At 56.1% G+C, this 25,264-nt stretch carries 24 protein-coding genes; 18 read left to right on the top strand and 6 right to left on the bottom strand.

All coding sequences use genetic code 11. From position 1 onward, the window contains the following. Positions 1 to 23 precede the first annotated feature (23 nt). The 7 genes from hemJ to hemB all read left to right on the top strand — a co-directional run bounded on the left by hemJ (position 24) and on the right by hemB (position 5,855). Positions 24 to 446 carry a protoporphyrinogen oxidase HemJ gene (hemJ, locus tag ACJJIY_RS07575; RefSeq protein WP_282934420.1) on the top strand — a complete coding sequence of 141 codons (423 nt, stop codon included), beginning with the start codon at positions 24 to 26 and terminating at the stop codon, positions 444 to 446. Between the two features lie 82 nt (positions 447 to 528). Further along, positions 529 to 1,314 carry a bifunctional hydroxymethylpyrimidine kinase/phosphomethylpyrimidine kinase gene (gene thiD, locus ACJJIY_RS07570; protein ID WP_413664269.1) on the top strand — a complete coding sequence of 262 codons (786 nt, stop codon included), beginning with the start codon at positions 529 to 531 and terminating at the stop codon, positions 1,312 to 1,314. 179 nt (positions 1,315 to 1,493) lie between these two features. Then, positions 1,494 to 2,777, top strand: a complete 1,284-nt coding sequence (gene hemL, locus ACJJIY_RS07565) for a glutamate-1-semialdehyde 2,1-aminomutase (RefSeq protein ID WP_444895296.1) — start codon at positions 1,494 to 1,496, stop codon at positions 2,775 to 2,777. A gap of 159 nt (positions 2,778 to 2,936) precedes the next feature. Next, the gene (locus tag ACJJIY_RS07560; protein WP_445359390.1) at positions 2,937 to 3,242 is read left to right on the top strand and encodes a benzoate/H(+) symporter BenE family transporter; all 306 of its coding nucleotides are present in this window, start codon (positions 2,937 to 2,939) and stop codon (positions 3,240 to 3,242) included. Between the two features lie 8 nt (positions 3,243 to 3,250). Then, positions 3,251 to 4,096 carry a benzoate/H(+) symporter BenE family transporter gene (locus ACJJIY_RS07555; protein ID WP_445359389.1) on the top strand — a complete coding sequence of 282 codons (846 nt, stop codon included), beginning with the start codon at positions 3,251 to 3,253 and terminating at the stop codon, positions 4,094 to 4,096. 9 nt (positions 4,097 to 4,105) lie between these two features. After that, positions 4,106 to 4,732 (top strand): GntR family transcriptional regulator, encoded by a 627-nt coding sequence (locus ACJJIY_RS07550; protein ID WP_445359388.1) that lies wholly within the window; start codon positions 4,106 to 4,108, stop codon positions 4,730 to 4,732. Between the two features lie 112 nt (positions 4,733 to 4,844). Next, complete coding sequence (gene hemB / locus ACJJIY_RS07545) at positions 4,845 to 5,855, top strand: porphobilinogen synthase (RefSeq protein WP_445359387.1); 1,011 nt, start codon at positions 4,845 to 4,847, stop codon at positions 5,853 to 5,855. Between the two features lie 43 nt (positions 5,856 to 5,898). Here the strand turns inward: hemB and mrcB are convergent, their stop codons facing one another. Then, the gene (gene mrcB, locus ACJJIY_RS07540; RefSeq protein WP_444895300.1) at positions 5,899 to 8,481 is read right to left on the bottom strand and encodes a penicillin-binding protein 1B; all 2,583 of its coding nucleotides are present in this window, start codon (positions 8,479 to 8,481) and stop codon (positions 5,899 to 5,901) included. Between the two features lie 385 nt (positions 8,482 to 8,866). Between mrcB and ACJJIY_RS07535 the strand changes: the two genes are divergently transcribed. Continuing rightward, entirely contained in the window at positions 8,867 to 9,865 is a 999-nt protein-coding gene (locus tag ACJJIY_RS07535) for an adenosine kinase (RefSeq protein WP_413664263.1), read from the top strand. Between the two features lie 51 nt (positions 9,866 to 9,916). Here the strand turns inward: ACJJIY_RS07535 and ACJJIY_RS07530 are convergent, their stop codons facing one another. The 4 genes from ACJJIY_RS07530 to ACJJIY_RS07515 form a co-directional block, all read right to left on the bottom strand. Next, a complete protein-coding gene (locus tag ACJJIY_RS07530) occupies positions 9,917 to 11,710 on the bottom strand; it encodes an EAL domain-containing protein (protein ID WP_444895301.1) in 1,794 nt (597 codons plus the stop codon). A gap of 179 nt (positions 11,711 to 11,889) precedes the next feature. Further along, positions 11,890 to 12,459, bottom strand: coding sequence for a YajG family lipoprotein (locus ACJJIY_RS07525; RefSeq protein ID WP_444895302.1), 570 nt, complete (start codon positions 12,457 to 12,459; stop codon positions 11,890 to 11,892). Between the two features lie 35 nt (positions 12,460 to 12,494). Further along, entirely contained in the window at positions 12,495 to 12,956 is a 462-nt protein-coding gene (locus ACJJIY_RS07520) for a copper chaperone PCu(A)C (protein ID WP_444895303.1), read from the bottom strand. Beyond that, positions 12,953 to 13,681 carry an N-acetylglucosaminyltransferase gene (locus ACJJIY_RS07515; protein WP_444895304.1) on the bottom strand — a complete coding sequence of 243 codons (729 nt, stop codon included), beginning with the start codon at positions 13,679 to 13,681 and terminating at the stop codon, positions 12,953 to 12,955. The genes ACJJIY_RS07520 and ACJJIY_RS07515 overlap by 4 nt, the downstream gene beginning before the upstream one ends. 129 nt (positions 13,682 to 13,810) lie before the next feature. Here ACJJIY_RS07515 and ACJJIY_RS07510 point away from each other — a divergent pair, with 129 nt between their 5' ends. The 4 genes from ACJJIY_RS07510 (at position 13,811) to accC (ending at position 18,165) form a co-directional block, all read left to right on the top strand. Beyond that, positions 13,811 to 15,604 carry a protein-disulfide reductase DsbD family protein gene (locus tag ACJJIY_RS07510; protein WP_444895305.1) on the top strand — a complete coding sequence of 598 codons (1,794 nt, stop codon included), beginning with the start codon at positions 13,811 to 13,813 and terminating at the stop codon, positions 15,602 to 15,604. A 259-nt stretch (positions 15,605 to 15,863) separates the two neighbouring features. Beyond that, positions 15,864 to 16,319 (top strand): type II 3-dehydroquinate dehydratase, encoded by a 456-nt coding sequence (gene aroQ, locus ACJJIY_RS07505; RefSeq protein WP_445359386.1) that lies wholly within the window; start codon positions 15,864 to 15,866, stop codon positions 16,317 to 16,319. Positions 16,320 to 16,341: 22 nt separating this feature from the next. Beyond that, the gene (gene accB / locus ACJJIY_RS07500; RefSeq protein WP_282934436.1) at positions 16,342 to 16,809 is read left to right on the top strand and encodes an acetyl-CoA carboxylase biotin carboxyl carrier protein; all 468 of its coding nucleotides are present in this window, start codon (positions 16,342 to 16,344) and stop codon (positions 16,807 to 16,809) included. Positions 16,810 to 16,824: 15 nt separating this feature from the next. Further along, positions 16,825 to 18,165: an acetyl-CoA carboxylase biotin carboxylase subunit gene (accC, locus tag ACJJIY_RS07495; RefSeq protein WP_444895306.1), complete on the top strand. Its 1,341-nt coding sequence runs from the start codon at positions 16,825 to 16,827 to the stop codon at positions 18,163 to 18,165. Here accC and ACJJIY_RS07490 read toward each other — a convergent pair. Continuing rightward, the gene (locus ACJJIY_RS07490; protein ID WP_445359385.1) at positions 18,154 to 18,291 is read right to left on the bottom strand and encodes a hypothetical protein; all 138 of its coding nucleotides are present in this window, start codon (positions 18,289 to 18,291) and stop codon (positions 18,154 to 18,156) included. The genes accC and ACJJIY_RS07490 overlap by 12 nt on opposite strands. A 24-nt stretch (positions 18,292 to 18,315) precedes the next feature. On the opposite strand from ACJJIY_RS07490, the gene prmA reads away from it, so the two are divergent. The 6 genes from prmA (at position 18,316) to purD (ending at position 25,222) form a co-directional block, all read left to right on the top strand. Then, a complete protein-coding gene (prmA, locus tag ACJJIY_RS07485) occupies positions 18,316 to 19,197 on the top strand; it encodes a 50S ribosomal protein L11 methyltransferase (protein WP_444895307.1) in 882 nt (293 codons plus the stop codon). Between the two features lie 75 nt (positions 19,198 to 19,272). Next, positions 19,273 to 20,508 carry a DUF3426 domain-containing protein gene (locus ACJJIY_RS07480; RefSeq protein ID WP_444895308.1) on the top strand — a complete coding sequence of 412 codons (1,236 nt, stop codon included), beginning with the start codon at positions 19,273 to 19,275 and terminating at the stop codon, positions 20,506 to 20,508. A 259-nt stretch (positions 20,509 to 20,767) separates the two neighbouring features. Then, on the top strand, positions 20,768 to 21,706 hold the full coding sequence (gene dusB / locus ACJJIY_RS07475; RefSeq protein ID WP_413665838.1) for a tRNA dihydrouridine synthase DusB: 939 nt from the start codon (positions 20,768 to 20,770) through the stop codon (positions 21,704 to 21,706). Beyond that, positions 21,703 to 22,011 (top strand): DNA-binding transcriptional regulator Fis, encoded by a 309-nt coding sequence (gene fis, locus ACJJIY_RS07470; protein ID WP_020411495.1) that lies wholly within the window; start codon positions 21,703 to 21,705, stop codon positions 22,009 to 22,011. The genes dusB and fis overlap by 4 nt, the downstream gene beginning before the upstream one ends. Positions 22,012 to 22,154: 143 nt before the next feature. Beyond that, the gene (gene purH, locus ACJJIY_RS07465) at positions 22,155 to 23,726 is read left to right on the top strand and encodes a bifunctional phosphoribosylaminoimidazolecarboxamide formyltransferase/IMP cyclohydrolase (protein ID WP_445359384.1); all 1,572 of its coding nucleotides are present in this window, start codon (positions 22,155 to 22,157) and stop codon (positions 23,724 to 23,726) included. Positions 23,727 to 23,917: 191 nt separating this feature from the next. After that, complete coding sequence (purD, locus tag ACJJIY_RS07460; RefSeq protein ID WP_444895310.1) at positions 23,918 to 25,222, top strand: phosphoribosylamine--glycine ligase; 1,305 nt, start codon at positions 23,918 to 23,920, stop codon at positions 25,220 to 25,222. The last annotated feature ends 42 nt before the right edge of the window (positions 25,223 to 25,264 follow it).

Below are 25,264 nucleotides of genomic sequence, written 5' to 3'. Positions count from 1 at the left end.
CGTTTCTTTTAAGGGGACTTTCAATGCTGTGGATCAAGGCTTTTCACATTATTGCGATGGTGTGCTGGTTTGCCGCACTTTTTTATCTGCCTCGACTGTTTGTCTACCATGTCGATGCCACTGATGCCGTTAGCCGCGACCGCTTCTGTATTATGGAACGCCGCCTTTATCGCGGTATTGCCATTCCCTCCATGCTGGCTACCGTTGCCTTGGGCATCTGGCTCTACAGCTTGAACCCGGCCTACTACACCTCCGCCGGCTGGATGCACGCAAAACTGACTTTTGTTGTGCTCCTCCTGGGCTATCACCATATCTGTGGCGCCTATGTTCGCAAGTTTGCCCGGGGAACCGTTACCCGCAGCCGCCGCTACTTCCTAATATTTAATGAGTTCCCAGCAGTTGCACTTGTCGCCATCGTCATTTTGGTTGTCGTAAAGCCATTTTAATTTGGCGCGTATTCATTCCTTGTCAAAGGCGCTCAGCAACTAGAATTAGGCGCACAGCTAATGGCCGTCATGTAGAGCACTTATGGATACACCTCAGCCCGTTATTCTGACCGTTACTCACCACGATCCCAGCGGCAGCGCCGGAATTGCCGCAGATACTGAGACAGCGGTCAGTCTCGGCTGCCATGCGGCCTCGGCAGTTACCGCCATCAGCGTGTGTAACACCGGTGAATTGCTGGGTGTCGCCCCAGTCGACGACAGCCTGCTAATTGAACAAACCCGGGCCGTTCTGGAAGACATGCCGATCGCCGCGATCAAGGTCGGCTACCTGGGCTCTGTGGAGAATGTGCGCGCGCTTCACAGCGTACTCCACGACTACCCGGATATTCCCGTCGTTATCGACCCCGATGCCACACTGGCCGACAAAGATAGCGTACTCGCCCCACCTCTGTGGGAGGCTATGGTGTCGCTGTTGTTGCCCAAGGCGACCATGGTGTGCCCCAACCGCAGGGAAGCTCGCGCCATGGCTGTGGAGGCCGATGTCCTCGATGCCATGGCCCAGGAAATCCTCGAATCCGGCTGTCGCTACCTGTTGCTGACTGGCGTGCCCCACGAGCAACAATTGCAGAACCGGCTCTACGATGAGCGCGGCCTGATGCGGGAGTTCAAGTGGGAGCGCTTGCAGCCAGCGGCCTATGGCGTCTGCGGCACCCTCGCTACTGCCATTGCCTGCCATATCGCCCACGGGCTGACCATTATCGAAGCGGTTACCCGCAGTCAGCAGTACGCCTGGAGTGCGATCAAAGACAGCCGGCGCCTGGGCATGGGAAGACCGATCCCCAACCGGCTGTTCTGGTGCGAACGCTAAACCTGGAGCTGCTGACACAAATTTCGCCCCTGCCCCGATCAGTCTCACCGTTCCCGTGGCGGTGAGATCTTCTGTCTACACAGTCTGTGACCGGTCGTCGCCAATCTACACATTGTCCTCAGGCGCCACCCCCGCGATAATGCTCCCCAGGCCCTTTATGCAGAACCTGAATTAAGTTTATGAGTAAATCCGAGCAGCTTTTCGCAGAAGCACAGCAGTATATTCCCGGCGGCGTTAACTCTCCGGTACGGGCTTTTCGCGCAGTCGGCGGTACCCCGGTGTTTATCCGCCGTGCCGAGGGCGCCTACCTCTACGATGCAGACGAGAAACGCTACATCGACTACGTACAGTCCTGGGGCCCCATGGTGCTGGGCCACGCACACCCGGAAGTCATTGAAGCCGTGGTGGAACAGGCCCAATCGGGACTGAGCTTCGGTGCACCAACCGAACTGGAAACCGAACTGGCCGAAGAACTCTGCCGCCTGTGGCCGAACATGGACCTGGTGCGCTTCGTCAATTCCGGTACCGAAGCCACCATGAGCGCGATTCGCCTGGCCCGTGGATTTACCGGGCGCGACAAGATTGTGAAGTTCGAGGGCTGCTACCACGGCCACTCCGACTCCCTGCTGGTTAAGGCCGGCTCCGGGGCCCTGACCATGGGTGTACCCTCCTCTCCCGGCGTTCCCGCCGCCCTGGCAGATCACACCATCACCTTGAGCTATAACGATGCTGATAGTGTGCGCAGCTGCTTCGAAGAGCTGGGCGATCAAATCGCCTGTATCATCGTCGAGCCTGTTGCCGGCAATATGAACTGCATTCCGCCGGTACCCGGCTTCCTGGAAACCCTGCGCGAAGTTTGCGACCAGCACGGTGCCCTGTTGATTCTCGATGAGGTAATGACCGGCTTCCGGGTGAGCTTGACCGGGGCCCAGGGCTTCTACGGTATCGAAGCGGATATCACCACCCTTGGCAAAGTCATCGGCGGCGGTATGCCCGTTGGCGCCTTTGGCGGTAAACGCGAGATCATGGAGCAAATCGCACCCCTGGGGCCGGTTTACCAGGCGGGCACCCTGTCCGGTAACCCTGTGGCTATGGTCGCGGGCCTGGAGACCCTGCGCTTAGTGGAAGAACCCGCCTTCTACGAGCCTTTAATTGCCAAAACCGACCGTTTGGTGGAGGGCATCCTGACGGCCGGTAAAGCCGCAGGTATCCCAATTACCGCCAACAAGGCCGGCACCATGTTCGGCTTCTTCTTCACCGAAGAACCTAAAGTAACTAACTATCAACAGGTAATGGCCTGCGATAACGAGCGCTTTAACCGTTTCTTCCACGGCATGCTGGAAGAAGGTGTCTACCTGGCACCGGCCTCCTATGAGGCAGGGTTTATGTCCGCAGCTCATACCGATGAGGATATTGAGGCCACAATCACTGCCGCTGAACGCGTCTTCGCCCGTCTCGGCTAATTGCCCGCCTCTCTCCAGCACCCGCAGCCTGCGGGTGCTGCTTCTATACCCGTTTTACTTTACCCCCTCCAATAAAGCCCCAGTCGCTTCACCGCAAAGTTATTGCGCTGAAAAAAGCTAACAGCTAAAAATGTATACAAAATATAAAAGGTATACATTTTGAAAAGCTCACCGTTTTCAGATACCCGCTTGTCCGCCATCAGCGCAGGCTTTGTCGCCGTGCTGGTGGGAGTAGCCAGTTCCGCCGCCATAGTCTTTGAAGCCGCACGTGCAGCTGGCGCAAGTGAAGCAATGATCACCTCCTGGATTGGCGCCCTGGGCCTGGGGATGGGCATTACCTGTATTGCCTTCTCTTGGTATTACCGCGCCCCGGTAATCACTGCCTGGTCGACTCCAGGTGCTGCACTTTTGGCCACCAGTTTAAGTGGCATCCCCATTGTGCTTTTGCGTTTAGCGCCCTGTTAACACTCCTCGTGGGCTTGTCCGGAGCCTTTGAGCGAGTAGCGCGAATGGTGCCGGCACCGATTGCCAGCGCTATGCTCGCAGGCATACTTCTGCAATTTGGTCTTTCAGTATTTACTTCTCTGCAGGCACAACCGCTATTGGTCGGCATCATGTTACTGACCTATCTAGTCGGGCGCCGTTGGGCGCCTCGCTATGCCATTATTTTGGTACTAGCGGCTGGAGTGGCGACTTGCTGGAAGTTGCAACTCATTGCATCGGCCCAGATCGGCTGGCAAGCGGCACACCCTGTTTGGGTAACGCCAGAATTCCGCCTCTCCACTTTAATTGGCATTGGCCTTCCTCTTTTTATCGTCACTATGACCTCTCAGAACCTGCCCGGAGCGGCAACCCTGGCCGCCAGTGGCTACAGTAGAGTGCCTATATCTCCTGTTATTAGTGGCACCGGCCTCACCTCTTTATTGCTGACACCGTTTGGTGGCTTTGCATTTAATCTGGCGGCTATTACCGCTGCTATTTGCACCGGCCCGGAAGCCCATCCCAACCCCGACAAACGCTATACCGCCGGCATTGCCGCCGGTATTTTTTATCTGCTGGTGGGCCTCTGCGGCGCTAGCGTTGTAGCATTATTCAGCGCCTCTCCCCAGGCACTGATTGCCGGCCTCGCCGGCTTGGCACTGATTGGCGTCATTGGTAGCAGCCTGGCTGGAGCAACAGCCGAGGCCGACAGTCGCGAAGCCGGAATTATCACTTTTCTGATCAGTGCTTCCGGTATCAGCCTCTTTGGCATTAGCTCTGCCTTTTGGGGGCTGCTGGGAGGGCTGGTGTGTTACTGGTTTTTCAAGCGCAGGAATTAATAAACATCGATGGGCCTCTACGAAAAAATTAAGTCGGACTTGCAGCATGGGCGCTTCGCCGCCGGCCAGGTGCTAAAGCAAGCCGAACTGGCAGAGCTTTACGCCGTGAGCCGTATTCCGGTTAGGGACGCTCTACAAAGATTGAAAAATGAGGGCTGGTTAACCGGGCACGGGAAACGCGGCGTCGCAGTGCCGCAGTTTGACCCTATTGAAGTGGAAGACCTCTACCTGATGCGCGTGCGCTTGGAACCGCTGCTGCAATCCCTGGCACTGGAAAGCCTTAATGGAGAGATCCTGGGGCGGGCCAGAGATATTCTGGAATCCATGCAAGCCAAACCTGAACTCTCCGCCGAACAGATCGGAAAAATGAATTGGGAGTTCCATGCCTGTATTTACCGGGCAGCTGCAAGACCCACGCTATTTAGTACCGTCGAGCAACTGCACCGGCAATGTGAGCGCTATATCGGTTACCAATCCCACGGTCTGAATTACAAGGACACCAGTCAGGACGAGCACTTTGCAATACTCAATGCACTCCAAGAGGGAAACGGGGACCAAGCCGCCGCACTGCTGGCAAAACATATAGAAGCCGCCGGCAAACTATTGGTAAGGCACTTACATCAGCCCCATTTTTAAACCGCTTTCCCTCAGCAATCGAAAATCACCCTCTGCGGCAATTTGATATGATGGCTGCCAATTGCGGCTGCGGGGTTTCTGCGGCCCTATGGATAGCCGGAGTAATTTCCCGATGAGCCAAAGTTTCGGCCGTGGTGCCTACCCCAACACTCGCCTGCGTCGCCTGCGTGCAAAGGATTTTTCCCGTCGACTGGTGCGGGAAACCCAGTTGAGCAGTGACGACTTGATCCTGCCACTGTTTGTTATTGAGGGGCGTAACGAAACCCAAAAAGTCGCCTCAATGCCGGGTGTTGAACGCCTGAGCGTAGACCTGTTGGCCAAGAAAGCGAAGTCAGTTCGAGAGTTGGGAATCCCGGCCATAGCCCTGTTTCCAGTAGTCGACCCGTCGGCAAAGTCCGACTGCGCCAGTGCCGCCCACGACGCCGATGGCTTGGCACAAAGGGCTGTTCGCGAGCTGAAAAATGCGGTACCGGAATTGGGAGTTATCACCGACGTAGCCCTGGACCCCTTTACCAGCCACGGCCAGGACGGGCTGATGGACCACAGCGGTTATATCGTCAACGACGAAACCGTTGAGGTATTGGTACAGCAGGCCCTGTCACACGCTGCAGCCGGTGCCGATATGGTGGCCCCCTCGGATATGATGGATGGCCGTATCGGAGCCATTCGCGATGCTCTCGAAGGCGCGGGCCACAGCAATACCCTGATTATGTCCTACGCCGCTAAATATGCCTCCGCTTACTACGGCCCTTTCCGCGATGCAGTGGGCTCTGCCGGGAACTTGAAAGGTGGCAATAAAGCGAGCTACCAAATGGACCCCGCCAACACCGATGAGGCATTGCACGAGTGCGCCCTGGATCTGCAAGAGGGCGCGGATATGGTGATGGTGAAACCCGGTATGCCCTACCTGGATATAGTGCGTCGGGTAAAAGAAGAATTGCGGGTTCCCACTTTCGCCTATCAGGTGAGCGGGGAGTATGCGATGCACTGCGCCGCCTTTGAAAATGGCTGGCTGAAGCGAGAGGCAGTTATTCTGGAGTCCCTATTAGCCTTTAAGCGTGCCGGTGCCGACGGCATCCTCACCTATTTCGCCGAAGAAGCCGCACAGTTGCTGCAAGACTGATAGCCGGCGATAAAGCGCGCGATTCAATCGCGCGCTACCTTCCTTAGGGCCACTGATCTTCCAGGTCAGGCCCCACCGGCTGGGCTTCCTCTACCGGTACGCTGTGAGCCCTCCCGCCAAAAGTATTATCTCTTGGCAGCTCCAGGGGCTCCTCTTCATAACCGGAGCCATACTCGGGATCTACACCAAACTCTTCCGCATCGTCACCTCGAAGTTGCTCCTGCAATTGTTGGCGGCGCTGATCGCGCATCTGCTGCTCACTGGTATCCACCCCCCAACCGGGACTCATCTCCTCTCTGGGAGCCGCTTCGTCGCGACCATTGCCAAATAGATTGCGGAACCAGCGCCAGCGATTCTGCCCCCGACATTCCGGCGCCGGTTGCAGCTGGCTCTCGTAGGAGAAAGGAATCTCATAACCACCGCGACAGTAATCCGGGTCCATTAACTGCCCCCGGGAGTTCACTGACTTAAGCTCCACTCCTCGGGGCATCTCTGCCGGTCCGTGTTGATGGGGCAGCTTGCGCATAATCTCCGTCCAGATCGGCAGTGCGCCGGTAGAGCCAGTTAGGCGCGTGCGCTCATTGTCGTCGCGCCCGAGCCAGACTACGGCGGTTACTTCCGGGGAGAAGCCCGCAAACCAACTATCGCGGTTATTGTTAGTGGTTCCGGTTTTCCCCGCAAAGGCGATGCTACTTGGCAAGCGCTTGGCGGAGCGGCGTCCGGTACCCTCACGCATGGCCTGCTCCAGCCCCCAGCGCAACAGGTAAGCTGGAACGGGGTCGACACCGCGATTAGCCTTGCGGCGGAAGTGCTGTACACGGCCGCCCTGGGCATCGGAAACCGCCAGCAGTGTGCGCGGCTGTACCGTCTCACCATTGTTCGCGATGGTCTGATACATACCGGCAACTTCGAACGGGGTCATCTCCACAGCACCAAGCAACATTGCCGGCACTCGGGGGAGCCTGGATTCAACACCCAGGCGGCGAATCGTCTGGCGCACATTCTGCAGGCCGAGATCCAATCCCAAATGGGCCGTCGCCAGGTTATAGGACTTGGCCAGAGCGATATAAAGCGGTATCTGTCCATGAGCGCGCTTATCGAAGTTCTGCGGCATCCATACATCACCATCCGCCTCTTCAATTCTCACCGGGGCGTCATCGATCAGGGTGGCCAGGTTGTATTCTTCCGGTCGCTCTAGAGCAGTGAGAAACACAGCCGGCTTAATCAGGGAGCCCACCTGGCGGCGGGCTTCCAGCGCCCGGTTGAAACCTGGGTAGTCCGGGTTCCGATCTCCCACCATAGCCAGCACATTGCCGTTGCGATTATCCAACAATACTGTCGCGGCCTGGAGTGAATTGGCTTTGATCCCTCGGTCTTTCTCCAGCTGGCTAACGCCCTGACTAATGGACTCCTCCGCCAACTTCTGCACCGAAGGGGCCAAGGTGGTGTAAACCCGTAAACCCGAAGTGCGCAATTCCTCGTAGGAGTAGTAGGGACGCAATTCAATCAACAGCCGCTCAGTAAAGGCCGGGTAAGGATTCTGCGCACCGACACCACCCTTGACCACCCCCAGAGGCTTGGCGGAATACTTCTGGAACTCCTCCTGGGTAATCAGCCCCTGCTCCAGCATCAATTCCAGCACGGTATTGCGCCTTTGCAGTGCTCTTTCGGGATTGCGCCAGGGGTTGTAGTAAGACGCACCTTTCGCCAGCCCCACCAACAACGCTACCTGATGGGGTTCCAAGGTATCCAGGGGCTGCTGGAAATAGAATTCAGAGGCCAACCCAAAGCCATAAATACCTCTGGCACCCTGCTGACCCAACCACACTTCGTTGATGTATTCCTGCAGGATATAGCGCTTGTCGTAGTGCACCTCCATCAGGATGGCCATCAGGGCCTCGTTGAATTTACGCCTTAGGCTGGGCTTATGGTCAAAAAAGATATTTTTGACCAACTGCTGGGTAATTGTGGAGCCACCCTGTACCAATCGTCCGGCTTTTGCGTTGGCCACCATGGCCCGGGCAATACCGCGAGGGGAAACACCAAAGTGATTGAGGAAGTCCTGATCCTCAACAGCAATCAGGGTATTGGCTACCAAAGGAGGAATATCATCGAAACGCACTGGATTGCGGTCATCGCCTCCCCCCAGCAGGGAGCCGATATTAGCCGCATCCAGGCGGAATTCTGCCAGGCTTCGGCCATTGTCATCACGCAGGCCGCTGATTTGATCATTGCGCAGACGGAAGGAGACCACTGCAGCAGGCTGGCGGCCATTGGCATGGATAAAGTCCCGGCGCCAGACTTTGTAATTCATTCCGTCCTGAACCCAGGAACCAGGCTCACTCAGAGTGCCCTGCTTGCGGTAATTCAAGGCAGCAAATTCGGACTCCAACTCATCCGGATGCATTGCCATACCCTCGCGCAGCACCAGCGGACGAGCGTAGACTCGGGCGGGGAGTTGGTATTGACGGCTATCCAGTCGCTCGCGCAGCTGCACATCCAGGTAAGCCATATACGCTGCCAGCGCCAGGGAGCCCACCAGGGCTAAAAGCACTAGCAGCTTGAGCCAGCGATATCGTCGTTTGGGCTTTGACGCTCTGACGCGCCGGCGTTTCGTTGATGCCATATGAGGATTCAGTCCCGCTGCCAACTCAGTACATCAAGCGACTCATGAGACCTAACCAGCCCCAATCGAAGAGTCGAACGCAGGGTACCAGCAGGTGGCAGCTCCGCTGGTATCTTGCTGCCAGTGCCTTTCAGCACTGGCGGGCCCACTCAATTAGCGGGCTAAAATCCAGGCTTGGCAGTATCTATCACCTGGCGGTTTACGTGAAGGTGCTATTTACACCTGTGCGAGGATTGACCGCAGCAACCGCCTATAAGTTCACCAAGATGTAACAAGCGCCTATGTGAGGGTTTGCTGTCGCCAGCCCTCCCCAATGCCTTGCACTTGGCAAAATCACGTCCATAATGCGGCGGAAATGTAGACAATAAGCCCGAATAGGAATGATATGCAGCAATACGATCTCTACGGCATAGGTGCCGCCCTACTCGATACAGAAATCGAAGTGTCGGACCAGGATTTGAGCAGCCTTGGCGTGGAAAAGGGAATCATGACCCTGGTAGATGATGCCCGTCAGCAACAACTGGTAGACGACCTTCAAAACCATATGGTCACTGCCAAATTGGCCTGCGGTGGCTCCGGTGCCAATACAGTCATTGCTGCCAGCTATTTCGGTCTCCGCACCTTCTATTCGTGCAAAGTTGCCGCTGACGAGAATGGTGATTTCTACAGAAACAACCTTAACAGCGCCGGGGTCGACTACCCCGAAACACTGAAGCAAGCTGATGAGGGCACTACCGGCAAATGCCTGGTGCTTATCACCCCGGATGCCGAACGCAGTATGAACACCTATCTGGGAATGAGTGAACAGCTCTCAGTCGCTGAGCTGGATAGCGATGCACTGTCCGCCTCCAAGTGGGCCTATATCGAAGGCTACCTGGTCTCCTCTGAAACGGGTCGTGCCGCAGCGATCAAGCTTCGCGAAGAAGCCGAAGCCCACGGAGTTAAAACCGCTCTCAGCCTGTCTGACCCGGCTATGGTTCAGTTCTTCGGCGAAGGGCTGCGGGAAATGATTGGCGGCGGTGTGGATATGCTGTTCTGCAACCGGGATGAGGCTCTGGGCTTTACCGGTACCGACTCTGTGGAGGGCGCCGTTGAAGCGCTGCGCGATTACTGCCGCAGTTTCGCGATTACCCTGGGCGCCGATGGCGCACTGCTATGGGACGGCAACGACGTTCACCGCATAGAGAGCCCCGAAGTCCGCGCCATCGATACCAACGGCGCAGGCGATATGTTTGCCGGTGCTTTCCTCTACGGTATCAACCGCGAAATGAGTTTTACCGAAGCCGGCGAACTCGCTTGCCGCGCTGCCGCCCAGGTAGTGAGCCAATACGGCCCGCGACTAGAAGCCGAACAGCACTCCGAATTACTCGCACCGGTTGTTTAATAGCAATTGCCTAATAGCAGCTATCTATAGACACATGATTTCCAGGGGCCCCTAAGGCTTGGGCCCTCTGGAATGGTGGAGCATCCCCGGGTAGCTATCCAGCTCCGGCAACCCCGTCGCTGCGGAAATACCGAACCCCTGGGCATAGTCCACCCCCATCTGGCTCAATTTTTCCATTAACTCCGGGCTCTCTACATACTCGGCGATAGTGCTGATACCCATTCTCTTCGCCAAGTGATCAATAGTGCTTACCATTGCGCTATCAATTTCATCTTCTAGCATATTCCGCACAAAGCTTCCGTCGATTTTAAGAAAATCTACCGGCAGCTGGCGCAGATAAGCCAGGGAGGAAACACCGCGACCAAAGTCATCCAGGGCAAAGCTGCAACCGGCGGCTCTCAGCTTGTGGATAAATATCAGGGCTCGCTCGAGATTATTGATGGCGCTGGTTTCTGTAATTTCAAATTGAACCCGCGAAGGCGTTACACCGGCATCGGACAAAGACTGCAGCACAAAATCAGCAAAGGTCTCATCCCCCAGGCTGATACCGGAAATATTGACCGCATAATTAATTCCGCCCATCCCCAGGCGCTGCTCCTGGGCCATATAGTCAAAGACCCGGCGAATTACCCAACGGTCCACTTCCTCGATCAAGCCGTAGCGCTCTGCGGCTGGCAAAAATAGCCCCGGTGAAATCACTCCACCATCACGGCCGCGCATCCGCACCAGGATTTCATAGTGGTGGACATTGCGGTCCCCCTTTAGTGAAACCACTGGCTGTCGGTACAACATCAGGCGATCTTCCCGCAAAGCCGCGTGAATTTCCGCAACCCAGGTAGTCTCGCGACGCTTCTCCAATACCTTGCGGGAGTCGCCAAACAGCTTAACGCGATTTCTGCCCTGCTCCCGGGCACTGCAACAGGCATCATTGGCCGACGCCAGTAACTGACTGGCACTGGGGGTAAAGTGATCGACACCAACAACACCAATCGACACCGCGACCCGGTTGTCATTCCCCTCCCAGAAAAAACTGAAGTTCTGCACAGAGTCACGCAGCCGAGCCACCACACGACCACCCTCTTCCAGGGTGCAGTCGCGCAGTAGTATCGCAAACTCATCACTGCCCACCCGGGCAAACAGATCGTCGCTGGAGAGACAGCGCTTGATTAACTCCACCAACTGAACCAACAACTGGTCCCCGGCAACAAAGCCCAGGGTGTCGTTAATAACTTTGAATTGATAAACATCCAGGTAGAGCAATACATGGTGCTGGCGTTTATCGACACAGAGGCTGAGTTGGCTTTGCAGCTCACTCTCAAAGAATTGTCGGTTGGGCAGTCGGGTTAAGGCGTCGTGGCTACTCTGCCACATAAGGCGGGTGGAAACCCTGCGTGCGGCAGAGGTATCCCGCAACACCAAAACATAATTTTTAAGCACCCCCATATCCCAAAGAGCCATTACCTGCACGGTCACTTCAAGTGGGACATGCTCTTCCCCTGAGCGCTCAATACAGGCATTAAACTCTCTGGTTCTGGGCACTTCACCCAGGTCACTGGATGCGGGTAGTATCGGCTCTATCGCATCGCCCCGGCTATTGCACAGGCGTAAACCTTCACTGAGTGGCTGGCCGGGCAGCAGTCCAACCAGGTCGCCGGTCATTTCGTTGACCAGGGGGTTGGTGTAAACCACCGTGCCCGCAGCATCGGTGACAATGACACCATCGGCAACTTCACCGAGAGCCGCCTCCGCCGCCTGTAAACTGATCTGCTCACAGGGACGCAGCCCCTCTTCCAACTGGGCGAGGGGGCCGAGATAACTTGCCGCCTCTGGATTAAACAGCGTCACGGGAAAACTCACTCAAAACACAACAGAGCAAAGCGCAAACCTTTCCCGGCAGCGGGGAGGTGCCTTGCGACAGGCCATAACCGAAAAAGGTTACCGACATCATCGCCCACGATCGCCGATTTTATTCAATTATCCAGCCTCCCAGCCGAGTTTTTTCTACAAATGTATAAATTGCACATTCACAGATTGCTGCGCAAGAAATTTTTTAATTTCTCGTCTTCAAATACTCGTTGTAGAGTTGTGCTGAGCAGTCCATTCACACGGCTTTGGACTTCTTCACGGCTGGGCTTAACCAGGTTCCGATCTTTGCCGGAAGCGCTGTAAGTGCCGAAATAAGTGCGAGGACCAATTTTCACTTCCAGGTGAATTTCAGCAGAGGTGTCAATCTCGGTGGTATAAACCGTATTTGGACTGTTGTAGGTGAGTTTTACCAATTTTGCGATCGCCTGAACTTCCGGCGCGCTATCGGTAATTCGGAATGACCAATTTGAAAAACCCTCACGCAATCCCGCCGCAATAGCCTCACCAGCGTCATTGCCAATACTTACCTGAGCAGTATCCGCATAAACACCACCCAATGATCCCAAGCCGCCAGAGGGCAGTTCATTAACTCCCATCACACTCATACTAAAGCCTTCGCCTATCGCTTCAGGAGCAACCTGGACCTGAGGCTGCAGCCAAATTTGCAGCGGGCTGTGAGCACAAGCGCTGAGTAACAGCGCACCGGCAAAAATCAATAACTTCTTCATGTTTAATTCCCCCTCACTTCAAAAAAACGGCCAATTCAGCCATGGTGATGGTGGTGGTGCTCACCCTCATCACTCATCCGAACTATTGGCACAAGAATATCTACACTGCTGCCATCGGCAAAAAGCAGTCGCAACGGCAACTCCTCCCCCGCCTGCAAGCGCAGACCTTTAATCATTAAGTGAACTCCACCGGGAGCCATATCTACACTTGACCCGGCGGCAATCGTCAGCTGATCCAGCGGGCGCATCCGGTTTATTCCGTTCTCCGATATTGTGGTATGCAGGTCTGCTGAAGCCTGTTCAACACTCGGCAACTCCACACCCGTGAGTACCTGACTCGAATCACCAGTGTTGTGCAGCGACACAAAGGCAGCGCTCATCGAAGGTCCCGGAGGAGTTTCCCGGGCATACCCCTCCGCCGTAATTCCTATGGAATAGGCGCCTTTAGACATAAGGAATGCGGTGATTAAAAAGGCAAATGCCAATACTTTTTTCATGGTGCCCCTCCACTGGGCTTAATCAGAATCAGTTTCGCCGGATTCCCGACTTTGATATCTCCACGCACCCGATACCCGGGCACAGCCTCGCGCAGTTGCTGATAAACCCAACGGCCCTCAGCATCACTGCGCGCTACGATAATGACGCGCAGCTCCTCGCTGCGAATCCTGCCCGCTACTCGCTGCAACTGCTCCACCAGCCCGGCAGACCTTACTGCGAGTTCACCGGCTGGCAGACCTATCACCTCCCCTTGCGGTAAATCGAGCTGCGCTCTCCCCCGCTCACGGACCAACTGTGTACGCACTTCAGCCACCAGCGGATTGGCCGGGGCCAACATCTCAGCCCGTTTCAACAGGGTATTCACCTCCCCAAAATCCCTGCGACGCAGGGCGTCCCGCGCCCGCTCAACATAGGTGACCACAATGGTTTGAATACCAGTTTCTGCCTTGCTGTTATCCGGTTGCAGTTGCAATACACGCAGGTAATAGTCGTAGGCACTGGCGCCGGCAGGCTGGGTTAGATGCCCTTTGCGTAGCGCCTGTTCCGCACGACTCAAAAAAAAGGAAATATTGTTGCGCCGAACCTGGTCTTGGGATGGCGTCTTTTTAGGGGCGGGAGGAGGGACAACCGTTTTGGGTGCGGGCTTATTGGATGAGCAGGCCCCCAGGCAAAATGCCAGTAGCAGTAAAACCCCAAGGCTGTGAAGGCGTTCAAATGACGGCAAAACAATCCCCTATTGTTGTTTTTTTGTACCACTAGCGTCGCTATACTGCTGCGGCGACTGAACCCCCGTCTGGTGCAGCAGTCTGAACTATGCGCCTGACTATAATGAATTTTTTCATCTATGGCTGTGATGACCAAAAGTTTCCGAAAAAATTTCCTCGTTCTGCTGACAATCCTGCTGGCCATAACCAGCATTGGAGCTACAGCGCAGAATTCCGATAACCCTTTTGCCTCGCTGAGCAGCGCCCAGGAAAACACTTTCCTGCCGGTCGATGAAGCTTATCAACAGGATCTGCTCTTTGATGCCAACGGCCTCAGTGCACTCTTCCAGATTGCCCCAGAGTACTACCTCTATCGCGAAAAACTGGCGCTGTACAGGGTCGATAATGGTGAAAAAACTCCCATCCCCCTGAACCTGCCAACCGGTGAAGTCATTTGGGACGACTATTTCGAGAAAGAGACTGAGGTCTACCGAGGCCAGCTCGAATTTGCCCTGGATATCCCTGAAACCAGCGGTTCTACCCAACTGGAGCTCCACTATCAAGGCTGCGCAGATGCCGGCCTTTGCTATCCGCCTCAGACCCGATACTACAGTGTGGATTTTGCCAGTCAGGATATAGAACCGCAGGACAGCGCCTTAATTACAGGCGCGCCCACTCCGCCAGCGAGTGCTGGCGGTGCCGCAGGCAATAGCAATGTCACCTTATCACTGGCGCTGCTTCTCGCATTTGCCGGTGGCCTGATCCTGAACCTGATGCCCTGTGTCTTCCCAGTACTGTCGATTAAATTACTGGCAGTGAGCCAGGCGGCACAAAATGCAAGCCAAAGGCACCACCACGGCTGGGCTTATACACTGGGCGTAGTTTTGAGCTTTGTGGCTATCGCCGCTGTGATGCTCGCCCTTCGCGCCGGCGGAGAGGCTGTTGGCTGGGGCTTCCAGCTTCAATCCCCCTGGTTGGTGGCAGCACTCGCCTACCTGTTTTTTATCATGGGGTTGAGCCTGTCTGGAATGACCGAACTCGGCAGTAACCTGATGGGTATTGGCGGCAACCTGAATAAACGTCAGGGATTGTCGGGCTCTGTGGCATCCGGCGCGCTGGCAACCCTGGTGGCCAGTCCCTGTACTGCACCGCTGATGGGCTCCGCACTGGGGTTTGCTGTTACGCAGCCCGCGCTAATTGCGCTAAGTGTTTTTGCCGCCCTTGGCGCCGGCATGGCGGCCCCCTTCCTGTTGTTGACCTATATCCCCGCTCTGGCGGAAAAGCTGCCCAAACCCGGCCCCTGGATGGATCGCCTAAAGCAGTTGTTGGCATTCCCGATGTATCTCACTGCGGTATGGCTACTGTGGGTTCTGGGCCGACAAGCCGGGGGGGATGGAGTTGCCCTGGTACTGGCTGGTGCTGTAGCCATTGCATTTGCCCTGTGGCTTTGGCCGCGTCCGCAATGGCACTGGCTGCGCGGTTCCCTGGCCCTGGCCTCCCTGGCCTTGGCAGTTTTTCTACTTCCGCAACTGAAAACCATCAATCAGTCTGAACAATTGTCCAGCAGCGATTACTGGGAGCCCTATTCGGCAGAGAGACTGGAGACTGCACGCAGTGAGGGGCGTGCAGTTCTGGCCAATATGACCGCGGCCTGGTGCATCACCTGCCTGATGAATGAGAAAGCTGTGCTGTCGAGCACCGAGGTCAGTGATGCTTTGGAGCGCCTCAACGTGGTCGCGCTGAAAGGCGATTGGACCAACCAGGATCCGCGAATCAGCGAATTATTGGCCAAATACGGGCGTACCAGTGTGCCGCTGTATCTCCTCTATCCCGCCGATGGGGGCAACGCAAAAGTACTGCCGCAAATACTTTCTCAAGATGATTTACTACAGGAATTGGAGAACGCTGTGGACTCCCCTTTGAGCACTGGGGTGACTCAGTAAAGTTTTTGGCGCCTTTGTAGCCAATAACCCAAGGTAAACAGGCCACAGCCCGGATATTTTGAACTAATTTTTTGCCCAATATCGCCGAACTGCTGCTAACTTCGATAAACTCCGAGTCTGGCATGGACAGGGAGTCACTTTTGCGGCAGACTCGGTTAATGAGTTCGGGCAGCTAGGCCGAAATTTCGAGTTTGCCCACAAGATAGCCAATTTTAACCCACTTTATATGGGTTTTCGGCAACTTTCTTCAGGGCGAATTATGGCTAAACTTCTTCTCCTTCACGGCCCCAACCTAAATCTTTTAGGCAGTCGCGAACCGCACATCTACGGGTCTACCACCCTGGCGGATATCAATGAAGCCGCCGAGCGCCAGTGCGACGCCGCCGGCCACGAACTGGAAGTCCTGCAGAGCAATAGTGAATCAGCCCTGCTCGAACGAATCCACCTGGCGGCGACCAGTGGGGTCGACTTTATCGTGATCAATCCCGCTGCGTTCACCCATACCAGTGTCGCCTTGCGCGACGCCCTGGCAGCCGTTGCCATCCCGTTTATTGAGCTTCACCTGTCCAATCCCCATGCCAGGGAAGCTTTCCGACACCATTCCTATCTTTCAGATCTGGCCTGCGGCGTAATCTGTGGCTTTGGCGCCAACAGCTACACCCTGGCCTTACAGGCAGCCATCCACCAACTGGATGCCATACCTGCACAACAATGAATCAAACTGCGAGTAAATAACTATGGATATCCGCAAAATTAAAAAATTGATTGAGCTGCTCGAAGAATCGGATATCGGCGAGCTGGAAATCAAAGAAGGCGAAGAGTCCGTGCGCATTAGTCGCGGCGTCAGCAGCGCAGCCCAACCCGTTGCACCGATTTACAGCGCGCCTCCCGCACCGGTTGCCGCCCCCGCCGCCCCGGCGCCCAGCGCTCCTGCTGCCCCAGCTGAAAAAGAGTCCAAGCCGGCTATCAGCGGACACGCGGTGAAGTCCCCGATGGTAGGCACCTATTACGCTGCCCCCAGCCCTGGCGCCGAGGCATTCGTGAAGGTGGGCCAGCAGGTCAAAGTTGGCGATGTTGTGTGCATCGTCGAAGCGATGAAAATGATGAACCAGATCGAAGCCGACAAGGCCGGTACCATTGAGTCGATCCTGCTGGAAGACGGCCAACCGGTTGAGTTTGACCAGCCCCTCGTGACCATCGTCTGAGTGGGGTAAGTCACAATGTTCGACAAAATCCTAATCGCCAACCGCGGCGAAATCGCATTGCGGATTTTGCGCGCCTGTAAAGAAATGGGCATCGCCACTGTGGCGGTGCACTCTTTGGTAGACCGCAACCTCAAGCATGTACGCCTGGCCGACGAATCTGTATGTATCGGTCCCAATCCATCCCCGCAGAGCTACCTAAATGTGCCGGCCCTGATCTCCGCCATGGAAATCACCGATGCAGTAGCCGTGCACCCCGGCTATGGCTTTCTCGCAGAGAACGCCGACTTCGCCGAACAGGTGCAAAAGAGCGGCTTTACCTTTATCGGCCCTGATCCCGATGTGATCCGCCTGATGGGTGACAAGGTGTCTGCAATTGCCGCGATGAAAAAGGCTGGCGTTCCCACCGTTCCAGGCTCTGACGGCCCGCTGCCCGATAATAGCGAGCGCTGCATGGAGATCGGCCGCAGCATCGGTTATCCGGTCATCATTAAAGCTGCCGCCGGTGGCGGTGGTCGCGGCATGCGCGTGGTGGAAAAGGAAGAGGAGCTGGTGAACGCGATTGCCGTGACCAAGTCCGAAGCCCAAGCGGCCTTCGGTGACGGCACCGTCTACATGGAAAAATTCCTGCAGAATCCCCGCCATGTTGAGATCCAGGTAATGGCCGATGGCCAGGGCAACGCCATCCATCTCGGCGATCGCGACTGCTCCCTGCAGCGCCGCCATCAAAAAGTTTTGGAAGAAGCCCCAGCTCCGGGTATTCCCGATGAGGTGCGCGAGCAGGTACATGAGTCCTGTGTACAAGCCTGTATCGATATCGGCTATCGCGGCGCGGGTACTTTTGAATTCCTGTATGAAAATGAGCGCTTCTACTTTATCGAAATGAACACCCGTATCCAGGTGGAGCACCCCGTTACCGAAATGGTAACCGGCGTCGACCTGATCAAAGAGCAGATTCGGGTTTGTGCCGGTGAGAAGCTATCCCTGAAGCAGGAAGATATCGTAATCAACGGTCACGCCTTTGAGTGCCGTATCAATGCCGAAGACCCGCAGACCTTCTTCCCCAGCCCCGGCAAGGTAAACAACTTCCATATGCCTGGCGGCCTGGGTGTGCGGGTCGACTCCCATCTCTATTCCGGATACTCGGTACCCCCCAACTACGATTCCATGATCGCCAAGCTGATCACCCATGCGGAAGATCGTGAAACCGCGTTGGCGCGTATGCGTGTGGCCCTGTCGGAACTGGTAGTGGACGGTATCAAAACCAATATTCCCCTACAGGAAGAGTTGGTACGAGATGAAAACTTTGCCAAGGGTGGGGTCAATATCCACTACCTGGAGAAGAAGTTAGGTCTTTAAGCGCTCGCCAGCCGGGGCAAAGTTAGCGAGAATTGCGGCAAACATAACGACACTGAACCTTGCCAAGGATGGCGTGGCAACCGTCGTTATCTGAGTGCGGCCCGGCCGCAACAATGCCGTAAACATCGCTACAACAATTCCGGAATAATTATGCCCTGGCTACAACTCCGCGTGGACACCGACCGTGATCACGCGGAAAAAATCGAAGACGCACTGCTTTTTGCCGGTGCCGTATCTGTCACCCTGCAAGACAACGCTGACCAACCGATCCTTGAGCCCGGGCTGGGAGAAGTGCCCCTATGGGAGCAAACACGGGTTACCGGGTTGTTCGATGCGGAAGTCGACACCTCAGTTACCGAGGCAAAAGCAGCTTCCTTCCTATGCGAAATACTGCCCAATGCCCGCTGGGAGCAACTTGAGGACAAGGATTGGGAGCGGGAGTGGATGACCCACTACAAACCCATCCAGTGCGGCCCCAATTTGTGGATCTGCCCCAGCTGGTGTGAGCCACCACAGCCAGACGCCGTGAACCTGCTGCTCGATCCGGGCCTTGCCTTCGGCACTGGCACGCACCCAACTACTTTCCTATGTCTGCAATGGTTGGCGCAGCAGGAGCTCGCAGGTAAGAGTGCCATCGACTTCGGTTGCGGCTCGGGTATTCTGGGGATTAGCGCACTTCTACTGGGAGCAGAGCGAGTTCTCGGCACCGATATCGATCCCCAGGCATTGCTCGCCAGCCGCGACAATGCCCAGCGCAACGGCATAAACCCCGAGCGCTTCCCGGTCTACCTGCCAGAACAAATGCCGAGCGAAGCCGCCGATGTTATGTTGGCCAATATCCTCGCCGGTCCCCTGGTAGAACTCGCCCCTCAACTGATACAGCTCACTCAATTGGGCGGAAAAATCTGTCTGTCCGGCATCCTCAGTTCCCAGGCAGAGCAGGTGAAAAATGCTTACAGCGAATGGATTGAGTTCGATCCTGACGGCGAACACGAGGGATGGGTCAGACTGACAGGCAAGCGGGTGCGCTAAATGCGCTCCCCAGCACTACGCGGGACCCCTTTGGGCTGATAAACTTGGCTGCTAAATAAACTGCGCTCTAGTCGAATGTCTCAACTGGTAACCCGCTGCCCTCATTGCAGCACATCATTTCATATTAATGACCAGCAACTGCGCGCTGCCCGCGGCGCCGTTCGCTGTGGGTCTTGCCTGCAGGTGTTTCGCGCAGACGAAAATATCGTTTTCTCAGAAAGTGATAGCGAGAGCCGCAATGATTTGGAGGCTTTGCTGGAAGACGATGACTTCCTGATCCACGACGATATCGAGCTCGACGAGGACGAACCCGCCACCCCGCCATCTCCACCAGCTGTAGATCAAACTGCCGGTCGGGAGAGTGCAACCAATGAGGGGGCACCTGACAGCGCGCCCAAATCTGAACCAAAAGAATATAGTGCAGCAGCGCAGGAATTAATTGGTGACGCCTTTGGCGACCATGAGTGGCAGGAGCTGGAAACATCTCACACCGAAGAGGAAGCGGAACCCGAAGAGGACCTGGATAAAATCCTCAAGCCGGACTGGGAAGAACTTCCTGATTTTGATTCTGACCCTTCGCCCGAGTACAACGGCCAACCTGAAGTACCGGAGTTTGAAACTTCTAGCTCCCTCGCTGAGGAATCGTCTTGGGACAACAATGAGCCTGCAGTATCAACCGAGCCTGTAGATACACCTCCCCCCACTAAGGAAAGCCGCCAGGAGCCTTACTTCGGTGGCGAATCTACCACTGCTGAAGAGCCCCAGCGGGAGCAATTGATCTCAGCCATCCAGCCCGCGCCTGTGGAGATGTCGTGGGGAGTCCCCAAAAAGAAACGCACAGCCTCTCCCTGGCTATGGCGTGCATTGATTCCCCTATCGATCCTCGGCATAGTGATTCAGGTTGCATACTTCCAGTTCGATAGCCTCAGCCGCAAACAGCCCTGGCGCGACTTCTATGCTGCCGCCTGCCCACTATTCGGCTGCACCTTACCTCAACTAAAAGATACCCGGGCGATCCAGGCCACAAACTTAATGGTGCGTACCCACCCGCAGCTGCAGGGCGCCCTGGTAGTGGATGCAGTGCTGCTAAATACCGCCCCCTACGCGCAACCCTTCCCCAACCTGTTGCTGAACTTCAGCGACCTGAAGGACAAGGCTGTGGCCAGTCGCCGGTTTACCCCGAACGAGTACCTACAGGGGGAGTTGGCCGGACGCAAACTAATGCCCCAGGACAGCCCCATTCATATCGCGATTGAGGTGGTTGACCCCGGTGCAGAAGCGGTAAACTACGAGTTGAACATCACTCACTGAGCGCACACAAGCACCCCGGCTGAGTTTTTAGCAAAGGGGATTTGGCGCCATAAACAACCAAACCTGCGCATTCAGCAGGCTAAATGAACAGTGTTCGATCAAATTGCCCGCTTTTTCGCTTTGCCATTAACGGGCCAGCCGCTATCATAGGCGGCTGTTTTGCCGGGGCACAGATTGCCCTTCCTACAGCCCAAATGGAGCTACCGTGTCTACTGCCATTGGCCCCTATATTATCGACAACCCGGTAATTCTGGCGCCCATGGCCGGTGTCACTGACCGCCCCTTCCGCCAGCTGTGCCGAGAACTCGGCGCCGGATTGGTTGTTTCGGAGATGGTGACCTCGGACACTCGCCTGTGGAACAGCCGCAAGTCCCGCTTGCGCCTGGATCACGGTGGCGAAGCGGCGCCCATATCGGTGCAGATCGCCGGCGGTGATCCTGAGATGATGGCGGAAGCCGCTCGGGAGAATGCTCGTCGCGGCGCGCAAATCATCGATATTAATATGGGTTGCCCGGCAAAAAAGGTGTGTAAGAAAGCAGCGGGCTCCGCCCTGCTGCGGGATGAAAAGCTGGTAGCGGATATTCTTCAAGCCGTGGTCCAGTCTGTTTCCGTCCCGGTGACGCTAAAGATCCGCACCGGCTGGTGCCCGGATTCCCGCAATGGCGTCACTGTAGCCAAAATGGCCGAGGATTCCGGGATCGCTGCACTGGCGGTTCACGGTCGCACTCGCGCCTGTGGCTACCACGGACAGGCTGAATTCGATACCATTGCCGAAATTGTATCCAGGGTAAAAATCCCGGTTTTTGCCAATGGCGACATCTGCAGTGCTGAGAGAGCCCGAGAGGTGCTCGATTACACTGGCGCATCGGCGGTCATGATTGGCCGTGCAGCACAGGGACGACCATGGATTTTTCGGGAAATAGCCCACTATCTCGCCACTGGCGAGCGGCTACCCGAACCGACATTGGATGAAGTCAGGAATATTTTGCTCGCCCATTTGGGCGAACTACACCGATTCTACGGTGAAGTGATGGGGGTCCGTATCGCTCGCAAACATGTGGGCTGGTACTTGAAGACGCTCGCGGATAGCGAGTCCTTCCGCAAGACCTTTTTCCAAATAGAGAGTGCAGAAGTACAACATGCCAGCGTTCACGAGTGGTTTGAACGCCGAATAACGAGAGGGGCACAAGCGGCATGAACAACGAAGTATTAATTCCGGATACTGGCAATGAAGAAGTATCCTCCAGGGGACAGACTCAACTGGCACAGCCACAGCAGCAGTCCCTGCGCGATGCCGTCGAGCACGCAATGGAGAACTACTTCCGCCACCTGGATGGCCAGATGGTAACCGATGTCTACGACATGGTGCTGTCGGAGATCGAAGCGCCCATGCTCGAAGTGGTGATGAAATACACCCGCCACAACCAGACCCGCGCCGCGCAATTACTGGGTCTCAACCGTGGCACCCTGCGCAAGAAGCTGAAGCGCTACGGCCTGCTGTAAGCTTCCCACCGAGCGAAATTTTGAAGGGGGATGAGGTAACTCATCCCCCTTCGCTATTTTCCCGGCAGCGTTTTTGTTGCCACAGTGGGCAACCGCTAAAACCCTTTAAACATCCTTTTCGAAAACCAGTTGGATCAAGTGCAATGACAGACAAGGTTTCCATCCGCCGCGCTCTAATTAGTGTCTCTGACAAGAGTGGCATTGTAGAGTTCGCTCAACAGCTCTCCGCAATGGGGGTTGAGATTCTTTCCACCGGCGGAACCCACCGCCAGCTCAAGGAAGCGGGTATTCCCGTGGTAGAAGTTTCCGACTACACCGGCTTCCCCGAAATGATGGACGGCCGTGTCAAAACTCTGCACCCGAAAGTACACGGTGGCATTCTGGGGCGCCGCGGTACCGATGATGCCATCATGGGCGAGCACGGTATCACCCCAATCGATATGGTGGTGGTTAACCTCTACCCCTTCGCTCAAACCGTTGCCAAGCCCGACTGCTCCCTCGAAGACGCTATCGAGAACATCGATATCGGCGGCCCCACCATGGTTCGCGCGGCCGCCAAGAACCACAAAGATGTCACTATCGTGGTCAATGCCAGCGATTACGTCAATATCATCGAGGAGATGAAAGCTAACGATGGTGCCCTGAGCCACGCCAGCCGCTTTGACCTTGCGGTAAAAGCCTTTGAGCACACGGCGGGCTATGACGGCGCTATTGCTAATTACCTGGGCGCCATTAAAGGCGAAGAAAAGCAGCTGTTCCCGCGTACCTACAACAGCCAATTCATCAAGAAACTGGACCTGCGCTACGGTGAGAACCCGCACCAGAAATCCGCTTTCTATACCGAAGCCAACCCAGCTGAGGCCAGTATTTCCACTGCCTCCCAGCTGCAGGGCAAAGAGCTGTCCTACAACAATATCGCCGATACCGATGCCGCGCTGGAGTGCGTGAAATCCTTCGAACAACCCGCTTGCGTGATCGTAAAACACGCCAACCCCTGCGGTGTGGCGATTGCTGAAGATATTCACAAGGCCTACGACCTGGCCTTCGCTACCGACAGCGAATCTGCCTTTGGCGGTATCATCGCCTTCAACCGAGAGCTGGACGGCACCACTGCCCGCGCTATCGTCGAGCGACAGTTTGTTGAAGTCATCATCGCACCGTCAGTCTCCGAAGAGGCTAAACGGGCCGTTGCCGAGAAGAAGAACCTGCGCCTGCTGGTATGCGGCCAGTGGAGCAGTGAGCGCACCCCGGCACTGGACTACAAGCGCGTTAATGGCGGCCTGCTGGTTCAGGACCGCGACGACGGCCTGATCACCGCTGCCGACCTGAAAGTAGTCTCCAAGCGCCAGCCCACTGAAGAAGAAATCCGCGATCTGCTGTTTACCTGGAAAGTGGCCAAGTTCGTAAAATCCAATGCCATCGTATACGGCAAAGACGGTCGCACTGTAGGCGTAGGCGCAGGCCAGATGAGCCGCGTAAACTCTGCACGCATCGCCGCAATCAAGGCCGAGCATGCCGGCCTCGCTGTTGCAGGGTCCGTTATGGCTTCCGATGCCTTCTTCCCCTTCCGCGACGGCATCGATAATGCTGCCGCTGTGGGAATCCAGGCGGTCATCCAGCCCGGCGGTTCCATGCGCGATGAAGAAGTGATCGCCACAGCGGACGAGCACAATATGGCCATGGTATTTACCGGTATGCGCCACTTCCGCCACTAAGATTGTGCGCCCGCACAGACTTAACATTGCGGGCTATGATCAGCGGGTTGGAAGGTATCTACCCTCTCCAACCCGCACAAATCATTGGAATCCAGGGGCGAGACTCAGGCCTCAGAATCAATTCCACGTTAAACTAGCACACCTATAACCTGTGCAACGGACCGGATCGGTCGACTTAGGGGGATTTAAGAATGAACGTATTGGTTATCGGATCAGGTGGCCGCGAGCACGCCCTGGCGTGGAAAGCAGCGCAAAACCCAAATGTCGGCACCGTCTATGTTGCCCCTGGCAACGCCGGCACTGCCCGCGAACCCAAGCTGGAAAATATCGCAATCGGTGTGGATAACTTCGCCGCCCTGGCAGATTTCGCCGAGGAAAACGACGTAGAACTAACGATTGTCGGCCCGGAAGCACCGCTGGTAGAGGGTGTTGTCGATTTCTTTAATGCCCGCGGCCTCGCCATTTTTGGCCCCAGCAAAGGCGCCTCGCAACTGGAGGGTTCCAAAGCCTTTACCAAAGACTTTCTCGAGCGCCACAAAATCCCCACCGCTGCCTACCGCAATTTCACCGAAGTGGAGCCTGCGGTTGCCTACATTCGCGAGCGCGGCGCGCCCATCGTGGTTAAAGCCGACGGCTTGGCTGCGGGCAAGGGTGTAATCGTTGCCGAAACCGAAGAGCAGGCTGAGCTCGCCGTACGCGATATGCTGTCTGGAAACGCCTTTGGTGAAGCCGGCTGCCGCGTGGTTATCGAGGAGTTCCTCCAGGGTGAGGAAGCGAGTTTTATCGTGATGGTGGATGGTGAAAACATCCTGCCGATGGCCACCAGCCAGGATCACAAGCGCGTTGGCGATGGCGATACCGGCCCCAATACGGGCGGTATGGGTGCCTACTCCCCGGCACCGGTGGTGACTGACACCATTTACCAGCGCATTATGCAAGAGGTTATCGAGCCCACCGTTAAAGGTCTCGCTTCTGAGGGTACGCCCTACACCGGTTTCCTTTACGCCGGCCTGATGATCGATAGCGACGGTACTCCGAAGGTTATCGAGTACAACTGCCGCTTTGGCGATCCGGAAACCCAGCCGATTATGATTCGTCTGAAGTCGGACCTGGTCGACCTGTGCATGGCCGCTCTGGACAAGAAGCTGGACACTGTCACTGCTGAGTGGGACCCCCGCCCGGCCCTGGGCGTGGTACTTGCCGCACACGGGTATCCCGGCAGCTACCGCAAAGGCGATGCCATCAGCGGCCTGGACAAAGCAGACAGTGACAACGCCAAGGTCTTCCACGCTGGTACCGCACTGGATGGTGAGCGTGTAGTCACCAACGGTGGCCGGGTGTTGTGCGCGACAGCAATGGGGGATACCGTCGCTGAAGCTCAGGAAAATGCCTATGAATCAGCTCGGGCTATCTACTGGGACGGCGTGTTCTTCCGGAAAGATATCGGCTACCGCGCTGTCGAAAGAGAAAAGGTTTCTGCAGAGCAGCAGGACTAACAGCTGGCATCGGCGGCCGCTCATCAGCGGTCGCCTCCCACA

The sequence above is a fragment of the Microbulbifer maximicatervae (SeqCode) genome, from assembly GCF_052468155.1.
Note: the sequence above shows the minus strand (reverse complement) of the source record. Positions and strands in the feature narration are given on the sequence as shown.